We start from the raw sequence: 19623 nt of genomic DNA, 5'->3' as shown, positions 1-19623 counted from the left end.
TGCAACGTATCTGACGGGTTCCTTTCAGCATGCTTGCGCATATCAGGCGGCAGCCCTGGCACCAGCTGCCCGCCGGACACGCAAACACGGTGAGCGCGGACACGCCCGGACGTGCATCATTCCGGGTCCTTCTGAAGATCACCGGATGCGACCAGTTCCTGATCCATCAGCGTGAGCTTAAGCGGCGCATCGGCAGACAGCTTCTTCTTCGTGATCGCGTATTTCCAGCCATCGCCGTTGCCGGGATGACGATAGAAGGCGACGATCGCCACGTACTTCGTGTCTGCCTGCATGGGCTGCGATAGACTCACCGACGCGCCGGGATTGACGACGGCTGCCATACTGGCCTGAAGGTCCTGCGCGAGTACGGTTCTATCGTTCTTCAACAGATCGTCGTAGGACACACCGTCAAACAGCTTGCGATCCTTGAGCTGATAGACGCGGACCGCCAGCGACGTCGAACGTCCCGCGTCGTCCGGGTTCAGCTCGGCACGTGCGGTCAGATCGACGTTCAGCACCTTGACCTGTTTGAAAAACACCGCGTGATAGGCGCTCGAAGTGCCGTCGGACACCGACTGCCAGGCACCGCACGCGGAGAGCAGAACGCAGGACGCAACGGTGGCCATGGTTAAACGAAAAGACATAAGTTCTCCTGATTCAGGCAGCGCGCGGCATCCGATGCGGGTTCGGTCCGGGCGCGGGGAACGCTTCGTAGACGCCGAGCGCAATGGTAATGATTCGCTCCTCATTCGAGGGCAACACGATGGTCCATCCAAGGCGCGGCGACGGCGCCGCAGAAGCCGTGCCGACCGAGGGCGCCGGCGCGAGACGCGACGATACCTCCATGCGCAGGTGGACGTCGGCCTTGGTGCCGACATACAGACGGAGGAACGCCATCAGCTCGCGATGCAGCCACGCGCCGGGCAGCAGGTCGTGCGCCTGCTGTCCGCCCGAAGGGCGCAGCGTCACCCGCACGGCACGACTGCGATACGTGAGGCGATTGCCGAGCACATAGCCGCCGCCGAGTCCGCGACGCTGGCTGTCTTCCTGAGCGCGCCCCGAAGCAAGTCCGCCGGGGGGACCGGCGAGTCTGCCTGACGACGTGAGCGGCCGCGGCTGACCAGCACGCATGACCGTTGGCCAGAATTCGTCGACGCGCACCTCGACGCCGGGTGCGGCCAGCGCCACCACGCCGGCGAGTCCCTCCGGCGTGCGCGTGCGCTGGACCATGAGACCGAGCAGCGCGAGCACGCGCGAATCCGCCAGACCCGAGCGGCCCGGCTTGTCGCCCCAGCCGAAGCCGGCGAGACACAGGAGGTTGCGCGACTGCGCATCCGTGCCGCCCGGGCGGAAACTCTCCGGATAGCGGTATTTCTTCCAGGCGCGGTACAGCAGCGTCACGTAGCGGTGGTTGAACTGGTCGAGAAACGCCTCGACAGCCTCGTGCCCCTCCTCGCGCAGCACGATCTCGTCGACCATGTGCGATGGCATCGCGGCGTCGACACCATACAGACCGAGGAAGGTCGTGCGCACGGTCGGCGGCGCATCGGGTAGCTCGTCGTCGAATTCGACCCCTGCGATCTCACCGGCCGGAAACCCGAGGCGCGCCCGTGGGCGGAACCGCACCGGCTCGTGCTCCGGCGTATCGCGCGTGCCGAAACCGGGTTGATTCTCCGGCGGGACTTCCTTCGGGGCGCCGGATAGGCGCACTTCAAGCAGCCTGCACAGCTGCATGAAATTCATCGTCGGGGCGCGCGCAAGCAACGACGCCACCAGCGGGTCCAGGTTGGGTAGCTCGCGTGGTGTCATAGGGGAGCGCGCTGCGCCTTGCTGCGCGGCCATTCGGTACGGGTCTGCGACGGCAGGCTCACGATGGCGAGCTTCGTGAACAGGTTGATCTCCGCATACAGCCCGAAGAACCGGTGCAGCAGTTCGCCGAACAGCATCACGTCGCCCTCGCCCGCGAACGCGTGGGCATCGAGCGTGACTTCGATCAGTACGCCGCGCTCGACCGCCCCGCCGGATACCTCCTCGAGCAGTTCCTCCGACACGTGCAGGATGCCGGCAAGACGCCGGCGGTTGAGCTCGTCGCTGGTCCAGTCATAGAGCGCCAATGCACCGCGCAGCACTTCCGCGTCCATCATCGACAGGAAGTTGGGCGCGAGATGCGACAGTACCCGCCACTGGAAGCGGTCGCCGGTCGGCGGATAGAGCGGCAAGGTCGGCGCAACCAGATTGCGCACGCCCGCGACATTCGGCGTGCTCGCGGCCAGTTCATCGATGCTCGCCTCGCGCAGACCCTTGCGCGGCAGCAGCCCGTTCGTGCCGGTCACGCGCAGCGATACGCTCTCCTCGGGCAGATCCTCCATCGTCTCCCACGCGTGGCCGCCGAGGATCACCCAGGTTTCGTGAAGACCGGTCACGCCGGGCCGCACACGGGTGTGGAAATACCGCTCCGGCGCCTCGTGCCGCAGCATGCCGCCGCGATGCCGGAAGGTCGCGAACGGCACATATTCGTAGCGCTCCGCCGTCACATGGTCGAACGATTCGATCGCGTCGACCGAATACGTCTCGACGTGTTCACCCCGGTGCCCGGCCGGCACGACCCGGTATTCGGTCTCGTGGTGATCGATCACGACCGGCTCGGCGTCGAGTTCGAACAGGTTGATGACCGGCGTGCAGAAGAGCCGCAGGTTCTCCGCACTGAAACGCTGGTCGGACGGATACGCACGCTGGAGCACGATCTCCAGTTCGAAGCGCGTCGTGCTCGCGGGCAACTTCTCGACGTCGAGACCACAGAGGTCGGCGAAGAGGAATTTCTCGCGGAACGTGAAATATTCGAGCAGCAGCTGGTAGCCAGAAAACGACGCCTCGGCTTTCGGCCAGAGGCGCTCTTCAGTCGAGAAGCCCGCCGGCTCGATGCTGACGCCAGCGAGCGGCAGCGCCTCGCCATCGCGCACTTCGGGGATCCGCCACGCAATCGAATCCACCTGGCGGGTCAGCGCAAGATGCATCGCGAACGCGGTCGGCAGATCCGCGTTCAGGTACAGCCGCACACGGGACAGGTCCGTCGCCTCGCGGCGCGCGGACTGGTCGAGCTCGAACCCCACGCGGATCACGGAGCGGCCGTCATGTCGCACCGTCGGGCTCGCGTGCGTCAGACGCAGCGGCTGCAACGTCACCTCTTGCGTGGTCCGGTACAGGCACTGTACGGTCTTCGGCGTGGTGCCCTCGGCGCCCGCTGCCGGCGGCACAGCGATCGATGCCGAGCGCACCGGCACGCCGGCGGGCACTGTTTCGGTCTTCTGCAGTTTCTCGGCGAGCGGAATCAGCTCGACCACCGACAGCGATGGAATCATGCGCAGATAGTGTGGCCACAGCAGGCTCACGAGGCCCTCGGTCAGCTCGGGCAATTCATCGTCGAGCTTCTGCTGCAGGCGTCCGGTCAGGAACGCAAAGCCTTCGTGCAGGCGCTCGACGTAGGGATCACGGTCGCCGACGCGATCGAGATTGAGCATGCGCGCCCGGTCAGGATGCGCTTTGGCGAACTCTTTGCCGGACTCGCGCAGATAGCGCATTTCGGCTTCGTAGTAGCGCAGGATGGGATCGTCGTGTTCCATGGATTTTCGTTCTTATGAGAGGGTCACCGCACGGGCGGGGTCGAGCACGCTCAGCTGATCGCGCAACTGCTCGATGCGGCGTGCGAGCGCCGGTTTGTCCGCATCCTTGCGGCTGCTCGCGGCTTTCAGGGCTCGCATCAACTGATGCTTGACCTCGAAGATGAGCGCCGGCTCCCAGCGCATCAACGGCAACGAGCAGGCGGCCGAATCGAGTTCTCCCAGCAACGCTATCGCCGTGTCGGCGCGGCCCGCGTGATCGGCGAGTCGCGCCATTACGAGCCGCTGCAGGTAGCGCTGGCGTTCGGTCCGGATGCCCGGCAGTGCGTCGAGCCACGCGAAGGCCGCTTCGATGCCGTCGCCGGCCGCCATGTCGCGCGCCTGCGCTTCGATCTCGGGCCAGTCGCCGGCGGCGCCGTCGTCGCTGTCGGCGGACACCGGCAGCGGTGCGACGCTCTCGCCCGCCTCCAGATCACGCACGACCGCGTGCCGTGCAATCCACTCCAGCGTCGCGTCGTCGGCGAACGGCGTGCCGTCGTTGAACGCGAGCCGCTCGATACCCGGTAACCGTTCGAGGAACAGCGCGAAGTCGGCGCGCAGCAGCTCGCGCCACGCGTTGTACGGTGCGCCGACGTGATCGAGCGCGACGTGCTGGAAGTACTGCAGGTCGAACCAGAGGTGATTGACCCCCTCCATGTACGCCCCTTCGACGCGCTCCAGCAGTTCGTGCCACTGCTTCTGCAGCACGAGCCGTTTCATCTGCTGACGCAGCTCGCCGCGAGGCGGCACAAGCCGCGTGCGTGCGGCCGCGTCCGCGGGCGGGACCTCGTGCAACGTGTCCCAGCGGATGCTGCGCACGAGCCGCACCGAGGGCAGATAGCCATTTTCCTGATCGCGCAGCCACGTCGCCATCGTGCGCGCCTGGTCGAGCAGATCGCGCGTGGATGCGATCGTGCCGGATGCCAAAGCGGCACCTGCCACGGCGAACGGCGCGGTCGCGTCGGGCTCCGCGCTGCGCGCGGGCTCGTCGTTGCGCTCGAAGCGGGACACGAGCGGGCGCAGGTTCGGCTGAGCCGCTTCCGGCCAGGCCCCGGTACGCGTCACCAGCAGGTCGAGCGCGGCAATCGCGCGTTCGAGATCGGCCGGCGCGAACTCACCGCGGCTTGCCAGCAGCTCGATCACGCGGGTGGTGGCCAGCATCTCGAGCGCACCCTTCTTCGCCTCGGCGCGTGCGGGCAGCAGGGCATCGCCGAACCGATCGATGAGCGCGGCGGCCAACTCGAGCCCGTCCGCGAAACCGGCCGGGCCGTCCTGTCGCAGCCGTGCGGACGCGTAGTAACTGGCTACACGAAGGTCCTTGCCGGTTTCCTTCGTGAGCTGTTCGCAGGAGCGGACGATCAGGCCGTCGTCGATGCCGGAAAGCTTGCTGGCCTCGTCCTTCAGTTCGAAGAACGCATCCTCGTAACCCGGATCGCGGCCCACGCCGTGATCGCCCGGCAGTGGCTGCAGCCAGGCGTCCCACGCTTCCAGACGCGCGCGCACCAGTTGCTCCGCGTCGCGGGACGGAAAGAGACTTTTGAGCAGACCGGCGAGCATTATTCGACCTCCGCAAGGAAGCCGCGAGGCAGCGGCGTTGCGGCGTGCCTTGCCGCGGTGATTGCCGCCGGCGGCAGCGGCGGCGGAGCGGCCTCAGCCAGCTTCTGCGTGACCCGGGCGCCGGCCGTCACGAAGATCCGCGTTGGCAGTGTGAAATGGCGCAGTTCGAGCACGTCGAGCGGGCCCTGGCCGGCCTCGCTGCGCAGCTGCACGCGCAGCGGGATACCCTGACTCCGGTCCGGGGTCCACGACAGCAGATAGCGCGCACTGTCCTGCGGTGTGACCGTGGCGTGCTCGAACAGACGGATCAGCCCGAACCTGCCCTGCGCATCGAGCGTCGAGCGCAATCCGCCCTGCTCGGTCTGCCACTCGATATGCGTGAGATTCTCCAGCGAGTCGCCCGGCCAGACGAACGGCGTCCACGCTTCCTTCTGGTTGAAGTAGTGCAGCTCGCGGCCCGACAGCACGAATTTCATGTCCGTCACGCCTGGTGTTGGCACCGCGCGCAGTTCATAGCGCACCTGCGCATCGCCGGATGGAAACAGCACGGTCGCCACGCGCGTGAGCCTGTTCAGCTCCGTGAGGAAGCCCGGATCCAGTGTGAGCGCGCCGTGGCTGGTGCCATGATCAGCCCCCTGGGCAGCGACCCATCGGTCGCCCTGCCGTTCGACGATACCCGCCAGCTGCGTCGTCACGAACCCTGTGATGACGCCGCTGTCCGGGCGCATGAAGCGCGCCATCTCCGGCAGCGACGCATCGTTGTCCGAGTCCGCGAACGGATAGCGTCCGCCGAACGTCCGGTTCCAGTCCGCGACGATCGCCGTGCGCCAGATGTCGTTCAGGCTCGCCGCGGCCGGCTGCACCACGACCTGCCAGGTCTGCTCGAGCGGCGCCTGAAAGAGATCGCCGAAGCCCGCCCACTGTTCGCCCAGGCTCGCGGCAAGCCGGCTCGCATAGTCGCGGCTGTCGGCGATGTCCGAGGTCCTGCCCTGCAACACGGCCTGCGCGGCCGAGCGCGCCATGGCATCGGGATCGGCACTGTCGACCATCTGCTGGGCCTTCAGCCGCATCGCGCTCACGCGTTCGAGATAACGTGCGAGGCTCAGGTCGCCCGTGGCGGCCTGCGCGACGGACTTGCCGTTCGCTGGCGTCGCTGCCACCAGGTCGCTGCCCGTCAGGCACAGGATGGGTCCGAAGGCCACGGCCAGCGGTGCCAGTTGCGGCTGCGTCTGCTTCGACGGATCTTTCCCGTCGGCGCCGACAAGCTGCTGCGCCTTGCTGATCAGGGTGTCGGACAGCGATTGCGTCGCGCTCCCCGCCCCTGCCTGATAAACCACTGCGTTCATCAGGGCGACAAGCGGCGAGCGCTGCGGATCGCTGAGCAGCGTGAGCTGGTCAACCGTGCCGGACAACGTCGGCGCCGGCTGCCAGCGCAGGCTGTTGAGGAACGTCTGCCACGCGCGCGCGTAGTCGTCGAAATAGCGTTGCCGCAACTCGGCCTTCAGGGACCCGGTAGACGATGTGCTCGCGCGGACGTCCGAGAGCACCCAGTCGCCAGTCACATTGCGCTGCTCGCTCGCGTCGTCGATCGCTTTCGCGATCCGCTCGTCCCACGCAGTGCGCGTGAACACGCCCGGTACGGTCGCCGCGGTATTGAACAGCCCCTTGCTGCTCGTCTCGCCGAGCAGCGTCGCGAGCGACACGGGTGGATATTTCGGCTTCGCGTCGTCGAGGATCTGCTGGTAGATCGTGTCGGTCGAGTTCTGGATGCCGCGCACGCCGATGATGGTCTGCCGCGCCGTAGCCACCAATGCGCCGTCCGGAACGATCGCGAGCGATGAGTCCCCGGCGGATCCCCGGCGCCCCAGGTGATTCGCAAAGAATGCGATTGCATGCTGGCGCAGGTCTTCCCACGTGCCGGGTGTCAGCGGGGAACTGGCCGGGCGCGCTGGCACGGTCGTGGCAATCAGCTGCGGCGTCAGGAATGCGGCAACCGCGCGGTCCGGCCTCGCGAGCATCAGGTAGGTCCTGAGTGTGTCGTAGGCGGCCTGGACCTGCGCGTTGCCGCCGCTGGCGATCTCCGCATCCGAGAGCGAGGCGAGCTGGTGCAGACGCTCCTCCAGTTTCAGGCGGATCGGCGCGACGAGGATGCGGCTAACGGCGTTTTCATAACCGGGCCAGGCGGCGTTTAACAGCGCATCGTCGTGGTTCAGGCCGAAGCGGCTGGTCCACGGTGCGCCGTCGCGCTGACGGACTTCGAGCGTGTCGAGCTGTTTGTCCAGGCTGTCGAGTGCGAGCGCCGCCTGGGTGCGGTCCTGCGTCGTCGACAGTTTCGTCAGTGTGCCGGCCGCTGTCTGGATCGCCGAGCGGTTGGTGAAGCCCGACAGCATCGTGCCGGCGATCCAGCATCCGATGAGCGCCGTCGTGACCCATGCCGCCATGGTCGACAGCGAGAAGCCGACGCGGCGGCCGTGAATCTTGCGGCTATGGTCGGCGACGGTTTGCCAGATCGTGCGTTGCTGCGGCGGGAACGGTTCGCCGTCTTCAGAATCGTGGTCCGCAATGGACGGATCCAGTTCCCGCTCCTTGAACAGCGGCGCAAACAGCAGGCCGTGGACCGCGTTGCGCCAGAGGCGTGAGTGGCCGGTCTGCAGTACCAGGTCCGACAACGCACCGCGGAACCCCGCGATGTGGTGCGATAGCTCGGCCGGGTACCGGTCGTTCGGGTCCTGAGTGAGGCGCACAACGCCTGCATCGGCGAGGTTGTCTGCGAGGCCTCTCAGGGAGACGTCGATTTCGTTGGGATCGACGCGCTCGTTCGACCAGGTGAAGCCGATTGCTTCATCCTGGCCCGAAGATTCGCCGCCGAAATCGGTGACGTTCAGCAGATAGGCGGGCGCGGCCCAGCGCAGCGCGCGGGCGTGGCGCGCGAGTCGCTGCGCGGTCCCTTCGGCGTCAAACGCGCTGGCTGAACTGCGGTTTCGGGTCACGGCGACGATCGCGTCGACGGGGCGACGGCGGCGCAAACGACGGATCTGGTCGAGCCATTCGGTCTCGAGCTTGTCGGTGGTTTGCTTTGCGTACAGCAGGACAATGTCGCCGTTGATCGCGTAACCGTCGTCAGCAAGTCCCGGCACGATTCGCTTGACGAGCGGTTCGTCGCCGGCGATGAGCACCCAGCGTTCGCGATAGCGCCAGCGCCAGCCGTGGCGCTCGCCCAGTCGCGCTTTCAGAATTTGACCTCGATACTCGTTGAGGTTGACGACGTCTTCCTTCTGAGCAGCACCGACACGGGCCATCGGGTCTCGATCGTATTGCTTTCCTGCGCGCCCCGGCGCGTTTCGCGCGACAAACTTCCACGCGCCCGCCAGTGGAGCGCGAAGCAACAGAATGAACGAGCCGATCAGAATCACAACGACGATACGATGGAGCGGCGACGGATCGAGGGCCGATCCTTTGAAGTAGGCGAAGAGCGCCGTCGCGGTCGTCGCAGCAATTACAAAAGTCCAGTAGCCCGAGATTTTGCGTGCCTTCATGCGTTGGATTCCACTTGTTCTTTTGATTGCGCAACAGGTTGAGCGACCGCAAGGCGCAACGAACCTTCGCGCCATGCCATGAATTGAGGTGCGCGGGTTTGCGCGGCATGTTCGATTGCGAATGCCGCAGCGAGCCACCCGGCACACACGCCGGGGTTGCCTAGTGCTGTGTCGATATCGTGTACGCCCGCCAGTTCAGCGGTTTGCGAGAGGCCCAGTTTCGTGTCCGAGGCCATCTGAAGAAGCTCTCCTTTGTCAGCGCCGTACAATCCGGCTTGCCAGAGGTCGTTGACCTTCTCCGGCGCTGTTTTGCCCCACAACAGCGCCAACTGGACGACGTCGTCGATTGGATCGGTACCCACTACCAGGGGACGATGCAACATCGCCATGGACCGCAGTCCGCGGCGTTCAGCCAGAGGCGCCCATCCAAGCAGCAGCGCCACTGCGGCTTCGGCACTATTCTCGGGAGGGCTATCGTGTACCTGCACTGACACAAACAGAACAAACCGCTCGAGTGAGGGACCACCTTTGATGTCCAGCCACGCGTCAAGCGCCATCAACCCCAGGTCCGTCGAAAGGAGCGTCGCGGGTGCGCGGCGCAGGTCGGCCTGGGACCAGGATCGACACCATGCCTGAAGACACGGTTCTCCCGCATCGCTTTCAGGTAAATGCAGACGCACATCTAGCGCCACGTCTTGCGGGAGCGCCGTGATTGCGGGACGTATCCGGTTCAGTAGACTCTCGAAGCACGGGCCATAACGTCCCATCCCGTCCTCGTTATCGATCAACGACAGCGACGTCTGACGCTTCCCGTCTTTACCTTCGGGAGACGTTTGCGCGGCGAGCGCGGTCTCGCCCTGCGCGATCTTGCTTGCGACGTCTGAAGCGCCAGCACCACACAGGTAGCTCAACCCCATGACGGCGAGAGGTTCGCTTGCAAAGCGAATCGCTTTGCCCCGGTCCTCCTGAAGAACTTCATGCTCCGCTTTCAGCCGCGCGATCTCTTCGTCGTAGTAATGCAGCCGCAAACCAAAGGCGAGCGTCCACGCGAGTGTAGGCAACACGAGCAACTGCACCCAGAACCACGGCGTGCCGGTGGGTTCCGTTTTGGGCCAGGTGAGCAGCGTACCCACGATCCCGGCAAGCATAAAGACCACGAAAAGCGCCAGCCACACGATGGCTCGCGGGGGGCGAGGCTCGTCCGACAGCTTTGCGGGAGAGACGGGAAGTACAACTGGCATCTTGTGTTCTTCAGACGAGGCTGGAAATCAGGCGGCAACCGCACATGGCCCGATAACCATGGCGAGCGACCGGCATCCCGTCATCTTTCATCGTTTCGTCACCATCAATAATGAGATTGGGCTTGATGTCATGTTTAGGGCAGGACACCTCGTCGCCTTTGCGCGCAACGAGACGGCCGCCGAATTTCATTGTTTTCGAGGCGGTGATCACTTCCCCGCCATGATCGGTGGAATCGCCCAGGAGAACCAGATCGATCATGCTTTAGTCCCTGATGAGATTGTTGAGTGAGGAAGCATTGCCAATAGACGAACCAAGCCCCAATGGATCCGGGTATCGCTGCGAGCCCTGGCTCCAGGTTCCGGCATCCTGAAGTCCTTTCAGCTCCGCCTGACGGATCCGGTCCGGGTCAGGCAGCAGTTTCTTCCGCGCGTCGCTGGCAGCGTCATTCACCTTGTCGTGCAGTTGATCCTTGCGGCTCTTGTCTTCGATCGACCGCAACTGCAAAAACACTCCATCGCCGAGCGAGACGTTATTCGCCCGGGTGATGGTGTTATGGACAAAGTTGTCGAAGAAGGCCGTCACCTCTGCCGACAAAGGTGCCGGTTTCACCCACGCCGTCGCTAACTCCCGGATCGCCGGATCGCGAATGTCGTCCAAGGTGTGGGTCTGGCCCATCAGATCAGGCCGCAGCGCCCCTTGCTCCGCCTCCTTGTAATAGTCCGCCCGGACGCCGAAATCGGGCGTGGGCGCGCCAGCGAATATCTCGTTATAGACCGACGCATCGATCATGTTGACGAACAGATGGTTGCCGGTACTGTCCTTGCCCGTGCGATCGTGCAGGGTACGCGCCCACGACACGAACAGTTTCTGATGCGCGAGGAAGTGATGCTCGAGTGTGCTTTTTCCACTGGGCATCAAGGCCGCATACGCGCCAAACAAATCATTGACCGTAAGCGCTTTGCCATTGACCAAAACGCTCTTGGTAAAAGTAAATTGCCGAAGGGTATCGGGGTCGCCTGCTGCACGCAGTTCCTCCAATCTCCGCACAGGCACACCATACGCCCAAGCCTGGTCGAGCATGTTTCGTGCGGATACCTTGGCGAGTTCAGCCGATTTTCCGTCGTCGCCGTCCACGAAGCCACCACCCACGTCAGACTGGCTTCCCGGATACACGATTTCCGTCAGGTTGCCGGATCCTTTCGAGTTCCGCGAAGAATCCAGCGGTTTGTAGAAACGCAACTCGGTGGCAGCCACATGGTGAACAACTTTGCGAAACACACCGGGCGTATCGAACTCACCAAGCGAGCGCTTGCCAGCTGCAATCAATTGACTAATGCCCTCGATGCTGACTCTGGCCGCGACCCCGCCCAATCCGCCCGCTTCAGGAGTGGCAACGGTAGCCGCCGCCGTCAATACCTGCGTTCCCACTTTCGCAAAAAACGAGTCAGCATAGGCGCTGGAAACGCTGTCGAACAGACCCATGAAATCGAACAGCACTTCCGCGCCTTGATAGGTGATTTTTTCGGCGTCCTTCTTGCAGACTTTCTCGATCAGATCACTGGCGAACTTTCGTGCGGCCACCGCGCCGCGGTCATAACCAAACATTGCAATCCGGATGAACCGGATCGGTCTGGGATCGCTTTGGGCCTGCTTAATAATGGCCGTAAAGTCCTTGGTCGCCGCATCGACGCGCGCGTCAAAACCTGTCCCCAGCCAGGCCGCCGCCAGTTCGCTGTCCCGAAGCGAAGGAATGGCGTTCACCGCGACCTGAACGCCGGTTGAAACAATCAACTTCGCACTCGCTAGACCAGTGCCGACTTTCGTGGCAATTGCGCCTGGCTGGATTCCTTCCTCGAATTTCCCAAGAGCGTTGAGAAGCGCGGATTTGATGCCGCCTTTGGTGCCAGCCTTGTAGGCAGCCGTCGCCTCTTTTGTAAAATCCTTCGTCGCATCCTTGCGCGCATCGCTGATGCTATCTTTAACCTGGTCAGCAACTGCGTCCTTGGCCCGATTTGCGGCCTCGGAAGCCAATGCGCCAGCTACCCCCGTCCTTTCCTTGGACAGTAAGCGCCCCATTCCCTCGTAGTAGAGTCTGTAAATTCCCTCTGACTTATCTGTTCCTCGATGCGCATGGTATAGACGGCTCACGTTCGAAGAAGGGTCACTGCTCTTCAGGCTTTGTCCGAACCCATCGAAGAAAAAGCTGACGTAAATTTCCTGATGGCAGCGGTAACAGCCATCCGGTGGCGTGGACGGCTGAGTGCTGGTAAAACTGACTGCCCGTGTCACGCGATCGGCCATCGACGGGCTGGTTTCCGTCGCGGCGGTCGCGGAAATCGCCGTTTCATTCTTGCTCATATCGTCCCACCTCAGTTCTTAGCGTTTGGGATGTGCGGCGTGGTCGGAAAATCCACCCATTTCGCCTCTATTTTTCTTTCTGGCAGGAAATGAAACTCGATATAGCCATCGCGCTTGTTTGGTAACTCCGGCACTGCAATATCTGTTTCGTACGTGTCATTCGGAAGATTTTTGTTATATTGATCCCACGTCAAACCAAGCACGACTTTGATATGCAGCGTTTTGGCACGCTTCGGGATATCGAGACAACAAACAATTCCACCGCCGCCGCCTTTTTCGTGCGCTTGCGAATCTCCGCCCCCGAAGTCGTCAACATCAAATGCGGCTATATTCCGATCCGTATAGTTGTATCCAGTGACGTGATACGGCCCATACGTTTCCTGAGAGCACGCTTTGCCTACCGTAAATACAGTGACACCGGCTAGTAGTAGCAAACTTCCCCAGCGTTTCATGGTCTTCAGCATCGTTTTGTCCTGTTCTCAGTTCGTAGCGTTCGGGATGTGCGGCGTGGTCGGAAAATCCACCCATTTGGCCTCTATTTTTTTCCTGGCAGGAAGTGAAACTCGATGTAGCCATCGCGCTTGTTTGGTAACTCGGGCACTGGAATGTCGGTTTCATACGTGTCATTCGGGAGGTTCTTGTCATATTGATCCAAGGTCAAACCAAGTTTGACCTTGATAGCAGCGTTTTTGCATGCTTCAGGATATCGAGGCAACATACTTCACCACCGCCTCCACCAGACTGGCGAGCTTCGGATCTTCCCGCGCCGAATTCGTTGACATCAAACGCCGCAATATTTCTATCCGTATAGTTGTAGCCAATGACCTCGTATGGGCCGTACGTTTCCTGGGAACACGCTTTGCCTACTGTAAATACAGCGACACAAGCCAGCAGCAGTAGACTTCCCCACCGTTTCGTAATCTGCAGCATCGTTCTGCCTTGTTCTCAGTTCGTAGCGTTGGGATTGCTTGATGTTATTGGACAGTTCACCCGTTTTGTTTCGATCTTCGTGTCCGGCAGAACAGCATTCAAAGATTCGTGTCGTGGGTTTTCGAAGCCTACCAACCCGTTTCGATCACTATGTTGCGCAACACCATCAGCGGATAGATTGCGGCCAGCAGACACAGAAACAGACCAATAACGGAGAACCAGCTAGTTCCTCCCCGGCGTCGCACAGCCACTTGGAACTGCTCCTGGGAGAGGCGCGTGGCACGCAGACGTTCGATTACGGTATGCACGTGCGCCTTATACCAGCCGTTACCTCGCCATCCAAGTGTCGCCGCTATTCCGATATTCAGGACGTCGAGCACCTTGTTACCAAGGGGAGGCGGGAAAAAAGTGATCGACAAAAAGAACACGACACTCCACGCGAAAAGCACAAACAATGCCTGCCAATACATCCTGCGGTATGCCATCCAGAATCCCGAGAAAAGGAACGCAGCCCAGTTCCACGACACTCCGCTTCTTCGACGGGTACCGACCGCCCATTTCTGCTGGTAGTAGTCCGCCTTCTTTCCAACGAAAAATGCGACAGCGACGTCATTCGGGTCTTGCATATGTTCAGTTTTCAATTAGCGCGTCAGTAGAAAATTAGTGAAAGCTCGTTGTCGACAACAGTTCATCCCATACGTCGCCTGGCACCGAGGAGATCTTTTCCTGAAAAGTAGTGCTGCCCCGCTGCTGCGGGTCTAGATGTATAACGATTGCCGGATGCAAATCAAACATCGGATTTATGTTCAAGCCGATGAGCGTGAAGAGCATCAGTTCATCCCGGTTCTTAAGAAGATGTTGCTGCATTGCACGGTCTAGAAGTTCGCGCGTGTGGGCAATGGCGGTGCGGCTGTCGATTCCGGACATCGGCGGCAAGAGTTCGCTCTTGATCTCGTTATAGAACGTTTCGGCCAATGTGGCCCTCGCCAGTCTCTGTTGCTGCCCGATGGTGAGCTTCAGACCGTCGGTCGTCGCGGTGAGACTGGCGGCGTCGTGATCGAAGCCCTCGACGTCTTTCCAGCTACCACGCCAGTACCGCAGCGCACGAAACGGCGCGACGAACCGCTCGCGCTGCTCCGGTGTAAATGCCATCAGTAGCGCTTCGAGAATCAGGGGATCATAGTAGCGAAGCAACGCCTGTCTGCCATCCGCCAATTCGACCTCCGCGAACGGATAGAGCTGATAACTCATATCGGCCAGCGACACGCGCGACGCAACCCAAAGCACAAGATCCATGCGCTCGCTCTGCCGCAGTAGCGCCCGTGCGAGCGCCGCGTGCCCCTGATTGTCCAACCTGATCTCGACCAGGTAAGGCGCAATCGCGGGCGAGGCCGCTTCCAGCATTGTCTTGGGATAAAGGCATTGCCATGCCGCCTCGCGCTCGGTCGTGAGGCGCAACATGTCTGCGTTCAATGCGCCGTCGACGAGCGCATAAAGCTGAAGTGGCGTATCGCGACCCGCACCCAGCGATTCAAACCATTGAGTGAGTTCGGCGAACCGTTCGACCTGAAAAGGAACTACGTTCATATCGGATCTCCTACGCTCGCGGCGTCAGTGCGCTCCGGCTCTGAGCAGCCTGCATTCTGCAATCCTGGCAAACGCCCTGCGGCAATTCTGGCATCTGAATCTTGTCGCTCGCAGCGGAAGGTTTGTCCCACGACGCGCATTTTTCGAGGATATCGCCCGGTGTGCCGTTTTCGATACCGTTGGGTGTGATCTTGATGTACGATCCGCCCGCGCCAATCCAGACCTCCTTCGTGGCGGCGAGAATGAGCTTACCGTCAACGCTGGAGATCTTCAGATCCTTCAACGCACTGATTTCCATCTCGTCTGTCTGGGCCTGAATTTCGATCTTTCCCTGCGCCGCCAAAAATTTCATCCCGCACTTCCTGGCGAACAGCGAAATCGCCTCGCCCGCCGCGACCGTAAACTTCTTGAGTACGCCGATATCGGCGGCCCCGCCGGCGCTGACCGCCAGATTTTGGCTCGCAGCCAATTGAAGGTGCTGACCGCTGGTCATTGCGATACCGTCCGGAGCGGAAGCCAGAATGACGGCCCGTTGCAGCCCATCTAACCGTTGCTCAAGAAACTGTTTTTGCTGCTCAAGCTCGGCCAGATGAGCACGAGCGGCTTGCGCACTGGAAGTCAGATCCTGCATCAGCGAGAATGCGTCTCCAAGCTGAGCCTTCGCTGCGGTCATGTCGAGTTGCTTGCCGTTTGCCCCTGCTTGCACTTCGGAGGAAACCAGCACGCCCTTACCTCGGACAGCCGTCGGCCCATCGGAGCGCAGTTCCGCGCCCTGTCCACGTTCCTTGCTATCCGCGTCGACCATGTGCCCGAGGTTCAGCTCACTGGTCTGGTACGGCGTCGTCAGGTGGCTGTGCTCGACACCTTCCTTGTCTTCGATTCGCCACTCGGTACCACCCGCGGTACGAACGATGTTCCGGGTGTTGTTGAGGTTATTGACGAGGTCGGGATGCAGACTGTCGTGCATCGAACCGATGATGACGGGCCGATTTGGATCCCCCGCCGTATGGATGATGGCGACCTCCGCCCCATCGATCAGCGGAAAATGGTGGCCGTAATTGTCGCCGCTGTATGGCTTCGCCAGGCGCACCGGCCGGCTTGTGCCCCCCGGGCTCCACTCGTCGAGATCAAACGGCAGCTTGATCACGTACCAGCCCTGCTCGGTCAGGTACGCGTATTTGTAGTTGCCCGGCGACGTGATACGCGCCGGCAGGATACCGTCGATCACCGGTCTCCTGATCGTGTCGAGCGACGTGCGCCACACCCGGTCGGCCGGGATCGCCGTCAGCGTATTGGTGTAGGACTGGCTGCGGCCACCGCTGGATTCCACCGACGTGATAAAAAGCCCATGCGGCGCATCGACCGGATTCTGGTCGAGCCGTACGACCTCGCCAGCCTCGATGGCGAATGCGTTGCCCGTTGCCTTGTAGGTGATCTGTGTTGCGAGCCAGGCTTCATGCCGCAGCCGTGCGATGCGCCGCCCTTCTTCAGGCGTCTCGTAATGTTCGCCCCAGCGATAGTCAACCGCATTGGTCGTGCTGTCGTCGCGCGCGGCGTTTTCCTCGACGAGCAATGAGACATCGGCCTGCCGGTGGTTATAGTCTTGCAGGCGGACGGCTTCCGGGACACGCTGCGTGTATCGTTCAAGTGTCTTGATCGCATCTACGCCGACGCTTTCCAGCCCGGAGTGAAGCCGGAACGGCACAATGCGCTGATTGCGGGCATACGCGTCCAGGTCATCGCCGAAGATAATCACGGCGTGATCGCGCTCCTGCTCGAAGCGGAACCAGATGCCTTCCTCCGCGCAGATCCGCTGGATGAAGGCAAACGTCGTTTCCTCGCACTGTGTGATGTACTCGTGCCGCTTGTATTTCGCGCGTAACTTGAACTCGAAGTCGACGCCCGCGCGGAAACTATAGTGGCGCAGTGTATCGGTAATGATTTCTTCGACCGACTGCTTCTGGAACAGCCGGCTCGTGACACCGCGATCGAGGTCGGCGAGCTTCGGCTCCATCACGACCTTGTAGCGCGTCTCGTCAGCCGAAGTCCCGAGCTCATCGAACTTCGTGATGATGCCGTGCACTGAGTGTGCAGGCGGCATCGTGCTGAACTGTTCAGCGTTCTCGCCGAACATCTTGCGCAGATAGCCCATGTTCGGGTCGATCGGGTCGATGATGAATGTCGCCGGACGCCCCAGCACCTGATCCATCGGAATTCCGGCCATCGGGCTCGTGAATTCGATCTCGTACCTGTAAAGCTCGCTGACCGCGTCGCGCCCGCTGAACTTGAGGATCGAGAACGGCGCCGGGTGCGGCGCCAGTTTCAACTCATAGGCCTGGGAAGGCAAAACCATCGACATTTTCGAAAGACCCCTTGAACACGCGTCACATCGAAGGACAACGCCGGGACGCATGTTTCAGCGCCCCGGCGGGGTTACATAAGTAAAGCGGATCAGCTCTTGGCCTTCGGCATCTGCGACACATCCCGGTCACGAGGCCCTTGGTCCAGCTGTTCAGCTCAAGCTCGAGCAGACGCCGGTCCTGGATCGGCTCGAAGTCGTTCAGCGAGTGCAACGATTGAGATGCGACTCTTTGGAATTTCGCGCTGGAAGCTGTCCATTAGCGCTCCTCGGTTGAACGACGTTCCGGGTTCCCGCAGAACTCGCCCGGTGCGATGCGGTGAGCTCTTGCGAACGGGCGCAAACGCGCGCTTCGCTTCGGACGACTTCTTCAGGTATCCCATAGCGCGGCCTCCATTCATGCGATCTTTATGGCCACGCCATTAAACAGGTTTACCCGATTTTAGTCAAAGCGTGATGACGTTGTTAAATCGATACGGATTGTCAATACAATGTTAATCATTGTTAATTATCGGCCACTCAATACGCATCCACGCTCATCACATGTCGATAATTTGATAAAGCCGGTATGCGGATACGCGAAATTTCCCCCCAAATCCCTGCTGGTCAAGGATCACACTCGCATGACACTTTCTGACATTGTTTCGATCGCCAAGGCAGTATGATCGAAACATCGCGCTCACCATGTGTCGTGAGCGCTGCCTATGCCGATACGGAAAATGTCTCAAAAATAATCATGGTTAATTTCATGTAGTTGGGACGCTTAACCACTTTCTGACTATGCCAACAGAGAATGTGGCGTACAGAATCGGCCCTCGCCATAATCCCGGACAACGGCACAAACCACACCCATGCGGATCGGCAAACCGCTTTTTTACGAAGCGCTGACCTTCACGCAGCAGCACTTTTAGCAGCAGGATCTCCGGTTCACCCACGTATCCCGTCAGGTGACGTGGCTGCATCCGCGCATCATTCGACCTCCGCAAGGAAGCCGCGAGGCAGCGGCGTTGCGGCGTGCTTTGCCGCGGTGATTGCCGCCGGCGGCAGCGGCGGTGGAGAGGCCTGAGCCAGTTTCTGCGCGACCCGGGCGCCGACCGTCACGAAGATCCGCGTTGGCAGCGTGAAATGGCGCAGCTCGAGCACGTCGAGCGGGCCCTTGCCGGCCTCGCTGCCGGAAATGATCTTGCCGCCGTGACTGATGGAATCACCTTCGAGTATCAAATTTGGCATGATTCGTTCTATTTTCTTGGCATGAGGTACGGCTCGATTGTTTCTTGTTGGCATTGTTGCCGGGACAAAATCGCCCTTCTGCGTTCAACAATGACGCCGGCCGAACCCATGTCCCTGCGATTTTCCAATTTAACGGTATATATGTAGTCACCGTTCTCGAACAATTCTGTCTCTTTTTCGTCATCGTTATTAATCGACACCGGCTTGGTCAAAGACAACTCAATTTTCCGTCCGAAGCCATATCGATACTCAAGAACCGCAGCGCCATTGTTGTTTCCGGAGCAGATCGAGATAATTTTTTTGTCAAGTTTGCAAACAAATACATCAAACTGGTCCTCACCACATAGGCTAATGTTTTTCCCCAAGAACTTCCGCCTTAAAAGATTCGCCATCGACGAATCGACCTCATTGCTTAGGCGGTCGGTATAATTTCGTGCAAACAAAGGATCCAGCTTGAGCATTTCGTCCATCAGGACTGGCATGGTAAAAAATATCGCCGCATTGTCAAGAGCTTGATTTCCGTCCGGGCCAACGAAATCAGCTCGATTTGCCGCAATTGATTGGATCAAACGTACCATCTCGACTTCACCAGTTCTCTTGATCCATTTTGGCGAGATTCTGTCGATTCGAATATATCTCCCGTTATCCAGATCAGACTCAATCTCGCCGATTGCTGTCAAGCCATCGTCGGCAGGATAGAGATACGTCACATTGTACGTACCGCTCATGCCTCCATTTTTTCTGAAATTGACAACAGTCCAAAGGCTATTTTCTTGACAACGGCAGGTGCATGAACCGGAAACGTATATACCTCGGGCGTATCTTTCTTCCCGGTCTTGTAGGTCACCGTTGCAAACCCCCAGATGCCATCAGGATTGGAGGGCACGGCAGCACTGCTTAATTCCAGAGTGAAATCACCTCCGGACACGGTTCGCCCTCTCAGTACATTCGAGAATGCAGGCGCAGACAAAAATGCGGACCCTGTGAGGATCATAAGTAGGGCTAAACCATTTGCTCGACGTCGTAATGAAATCACCTATAGCCCCTTGCTAGGAGTTGATGTCTCACCGCGAGCGCGTTCTTATATTTGTATGTTACGGAGTGGACTGCTATCTGTGCCCTGCATCCAGTTTCGGACAGTGGCTGCAGCCAGGCGTCCCACGCTTCC

Annotated in this window: 16 protein-coding genes; all 16 read right to left on the bottom strand. The window is 60.7% G+C overall.

The features are described from left to right. Window positions 1-116 precede the first annotated feature (116 nt). Window positions 117-644, bottom strand: a complete 528-nt coding sequence (gene tssJ, locus BJG93_RS30295; RefSeq protein WP_174566138.1) for a type VI secretion system lipoprotein TssJ — start codon at window positions 642-644, stop codon at window positions 117-119. 13 nt (window positions 645-657) lie between these two features. Further along, window positions 658-1842 (bottom strand): type VI secretion system baseplate subunit TssG, encoded by a 1185-nt coding sequence (gene tssG, locus BJG93_RS30290; protein WP_034477639.1) that lies wholly within the window; start codon window positions 1840-1842, stop codon window positions 658-660. Continuing rightward, complete coding sequence (tssF, locus tag BJG93_RS30285) at window positions 1806-3620, bottom strand: type VI secretion system baseplate subunit TssF (protein WP_027194918.1); 1815 nt, start codon at window positions 3618-3620, stop codon at window positions 1806-1808. Before tssF ends, tssG begins: the two co-directional genes overlap by 37 nt. Before the next feature lie 12 nt (window positions 3621-3632). Then, window positions 3633-5213, bottom strand: coding sequence for a type VI secretion system protein TssA (gene tssA, locus BJG93_RS30280; protein ID WP_034477636.1), 1581 nt, complete (start codon window positions 5211-5213; stop codon window positions 3633-3635). Then, a complete protein-coding gene (locus BJG93_RS30275) occupies window positions 5213-8749 on the bottom strand; it encodes an ImcF-related family protein (RefSeq protein WP_071336698.1) in 3537 nt (1178 codons plus the stop codon). The genes tssA and BJG93_RS30275 overlap by 1 nt, the downstream gene beginning before the upstream one ends. Further along, a complete protein-coding gene (locus tag BJG93_RS30270) occupies window positions 8746-9924 on the bottom strand; it encodes a hypothetical protein (protein WP_231337662.1) in 1179 nt (392 codons plus the stop codon). The genes BJG93_RS30275 and BJG93_RS30270 overlap by 4 nt, the downstream gene beginning before the upstream one ends. Before the next feature lie 76 nt (window positions 9925-10000). After that, complete coding sequence (locus tag BJG93_RS30265) at window positions 10001-10249, bottom strand: PAAR domain-containing protein (protein ID WP_027194913.1); 249 nt, start codon at window positions 10247-10249, stop codon at window positions 10001-10003. Window positions 10250-10252: 3 nt separating this feature from the next. Beyond that, window positions 10253-12349, bottom strand: a complete 2097-nt coding sequence (locus BJG93_RS30260; RefSeq protein ID WP_051374215.1) for a DUF2235 domain-containing protein — start codon at window positions 12347-12349, stop codon at window positions 10253-10255. 11 nt (window positions 12350-12360) lie between these two features. After that, window positions 12361-12813, bottom strand: a complete 453-nt coding sequence (locus BJG93_RS30255; protein WP_082194497.1) for a DUF3304 domain-containing protein — start codon at window positions 12811-12813, stop codon at window positions 12361-12363. 193 nt (window positions 12814-13006) lie between these two features. Continuing rightward, window positions 13007-13279, bottom strand: a complete 273-nt coding sequence (locus BJG93_RS30250) for a DUF3304 domain-containing protein (protein WP_231337661.1) — start codon at window positions 13277-13279, stop codon at window positions 13007-13009. Window positions 13280-13407: 128 nt separating this feature from the next. Next, a complete protein-coding gene (locus tag BJG93_RS30245) occupies window positions 13408-13920 on the bottom strand; it encodes a DUF2628 domain-containing protein (protein WP_154671714.1) in 513 nt (170 codons plus the stop codon). Between the two features lie 19 nt (window positions 13921-13939). Next, entirely contained in the window at window positions 13940-14866 is a 927-nt protein-coding gene (locus BJG93_RS30240) for a DUF4123 domain-containing protein (RefSeq protein ID WP_051374213.1), read from the bottom strand. Between the two features lie 10 nt (window positions 14867-14876). Beyond that, window positions 14877-17225, bottom strand: coding sequence for a type VI secretion system Vgr family protein (locus BJG93_RS30235; RefSeq protein WP_027194912.1), 2349 nt, complete (start codon window positions 17223-17225; stop codon window positions 14877-14879). 969 nt (window positions 17226-18194) lie between these two features. Then, a complete protein-coding gene (locus BJG93_RS30230) occupies window positions 18195-18455 on the bottom strand; it encodes a hypothetical protein (RefSeq protein WP_027194911.1) in 261 nt (86 codons plus the stop codon). A gap of 8 nt (window positions 18456-18463) precedes the next feature. Next, entirely contained in the window at window positions 18464-19183 is a 720-nt protein-coding gene (locus BJG93_RS30225) for a hypothetical protein (RefSeq protein ID WP_027194910.1), read from the bottom strand. Then, a complete protein-coding gene (locus tag BJG93_RS30220; RefSeq protein WP_154671713.1) occupies window positions 19180-19383 on the bottom strand; it encodes a hypothetical protein in 204 nt (67 codons plus the stop codon). The genes BJG93_RS30225 and BJG93_RS30220 overlap by 4 nt, the downstream gene beginning before the upstream one ends. Window positions 19384-19623 lie beyond the last annotated feature (240 nt).

Source organism: Paraburkholderia sprentiae WSM5005, assembly GCF_001865575.2.
GTDB classification, from domain to species: Bacteria; Pseudomonadota; Gammaproteobacteria; order Burkholderiales; family Burkholderiaceae; genus Paraburkholderia; species Paraburkholderia sprentiae.
This window is presented reverse-complemented; position numbering and strand designations above follow the sequence as displayed.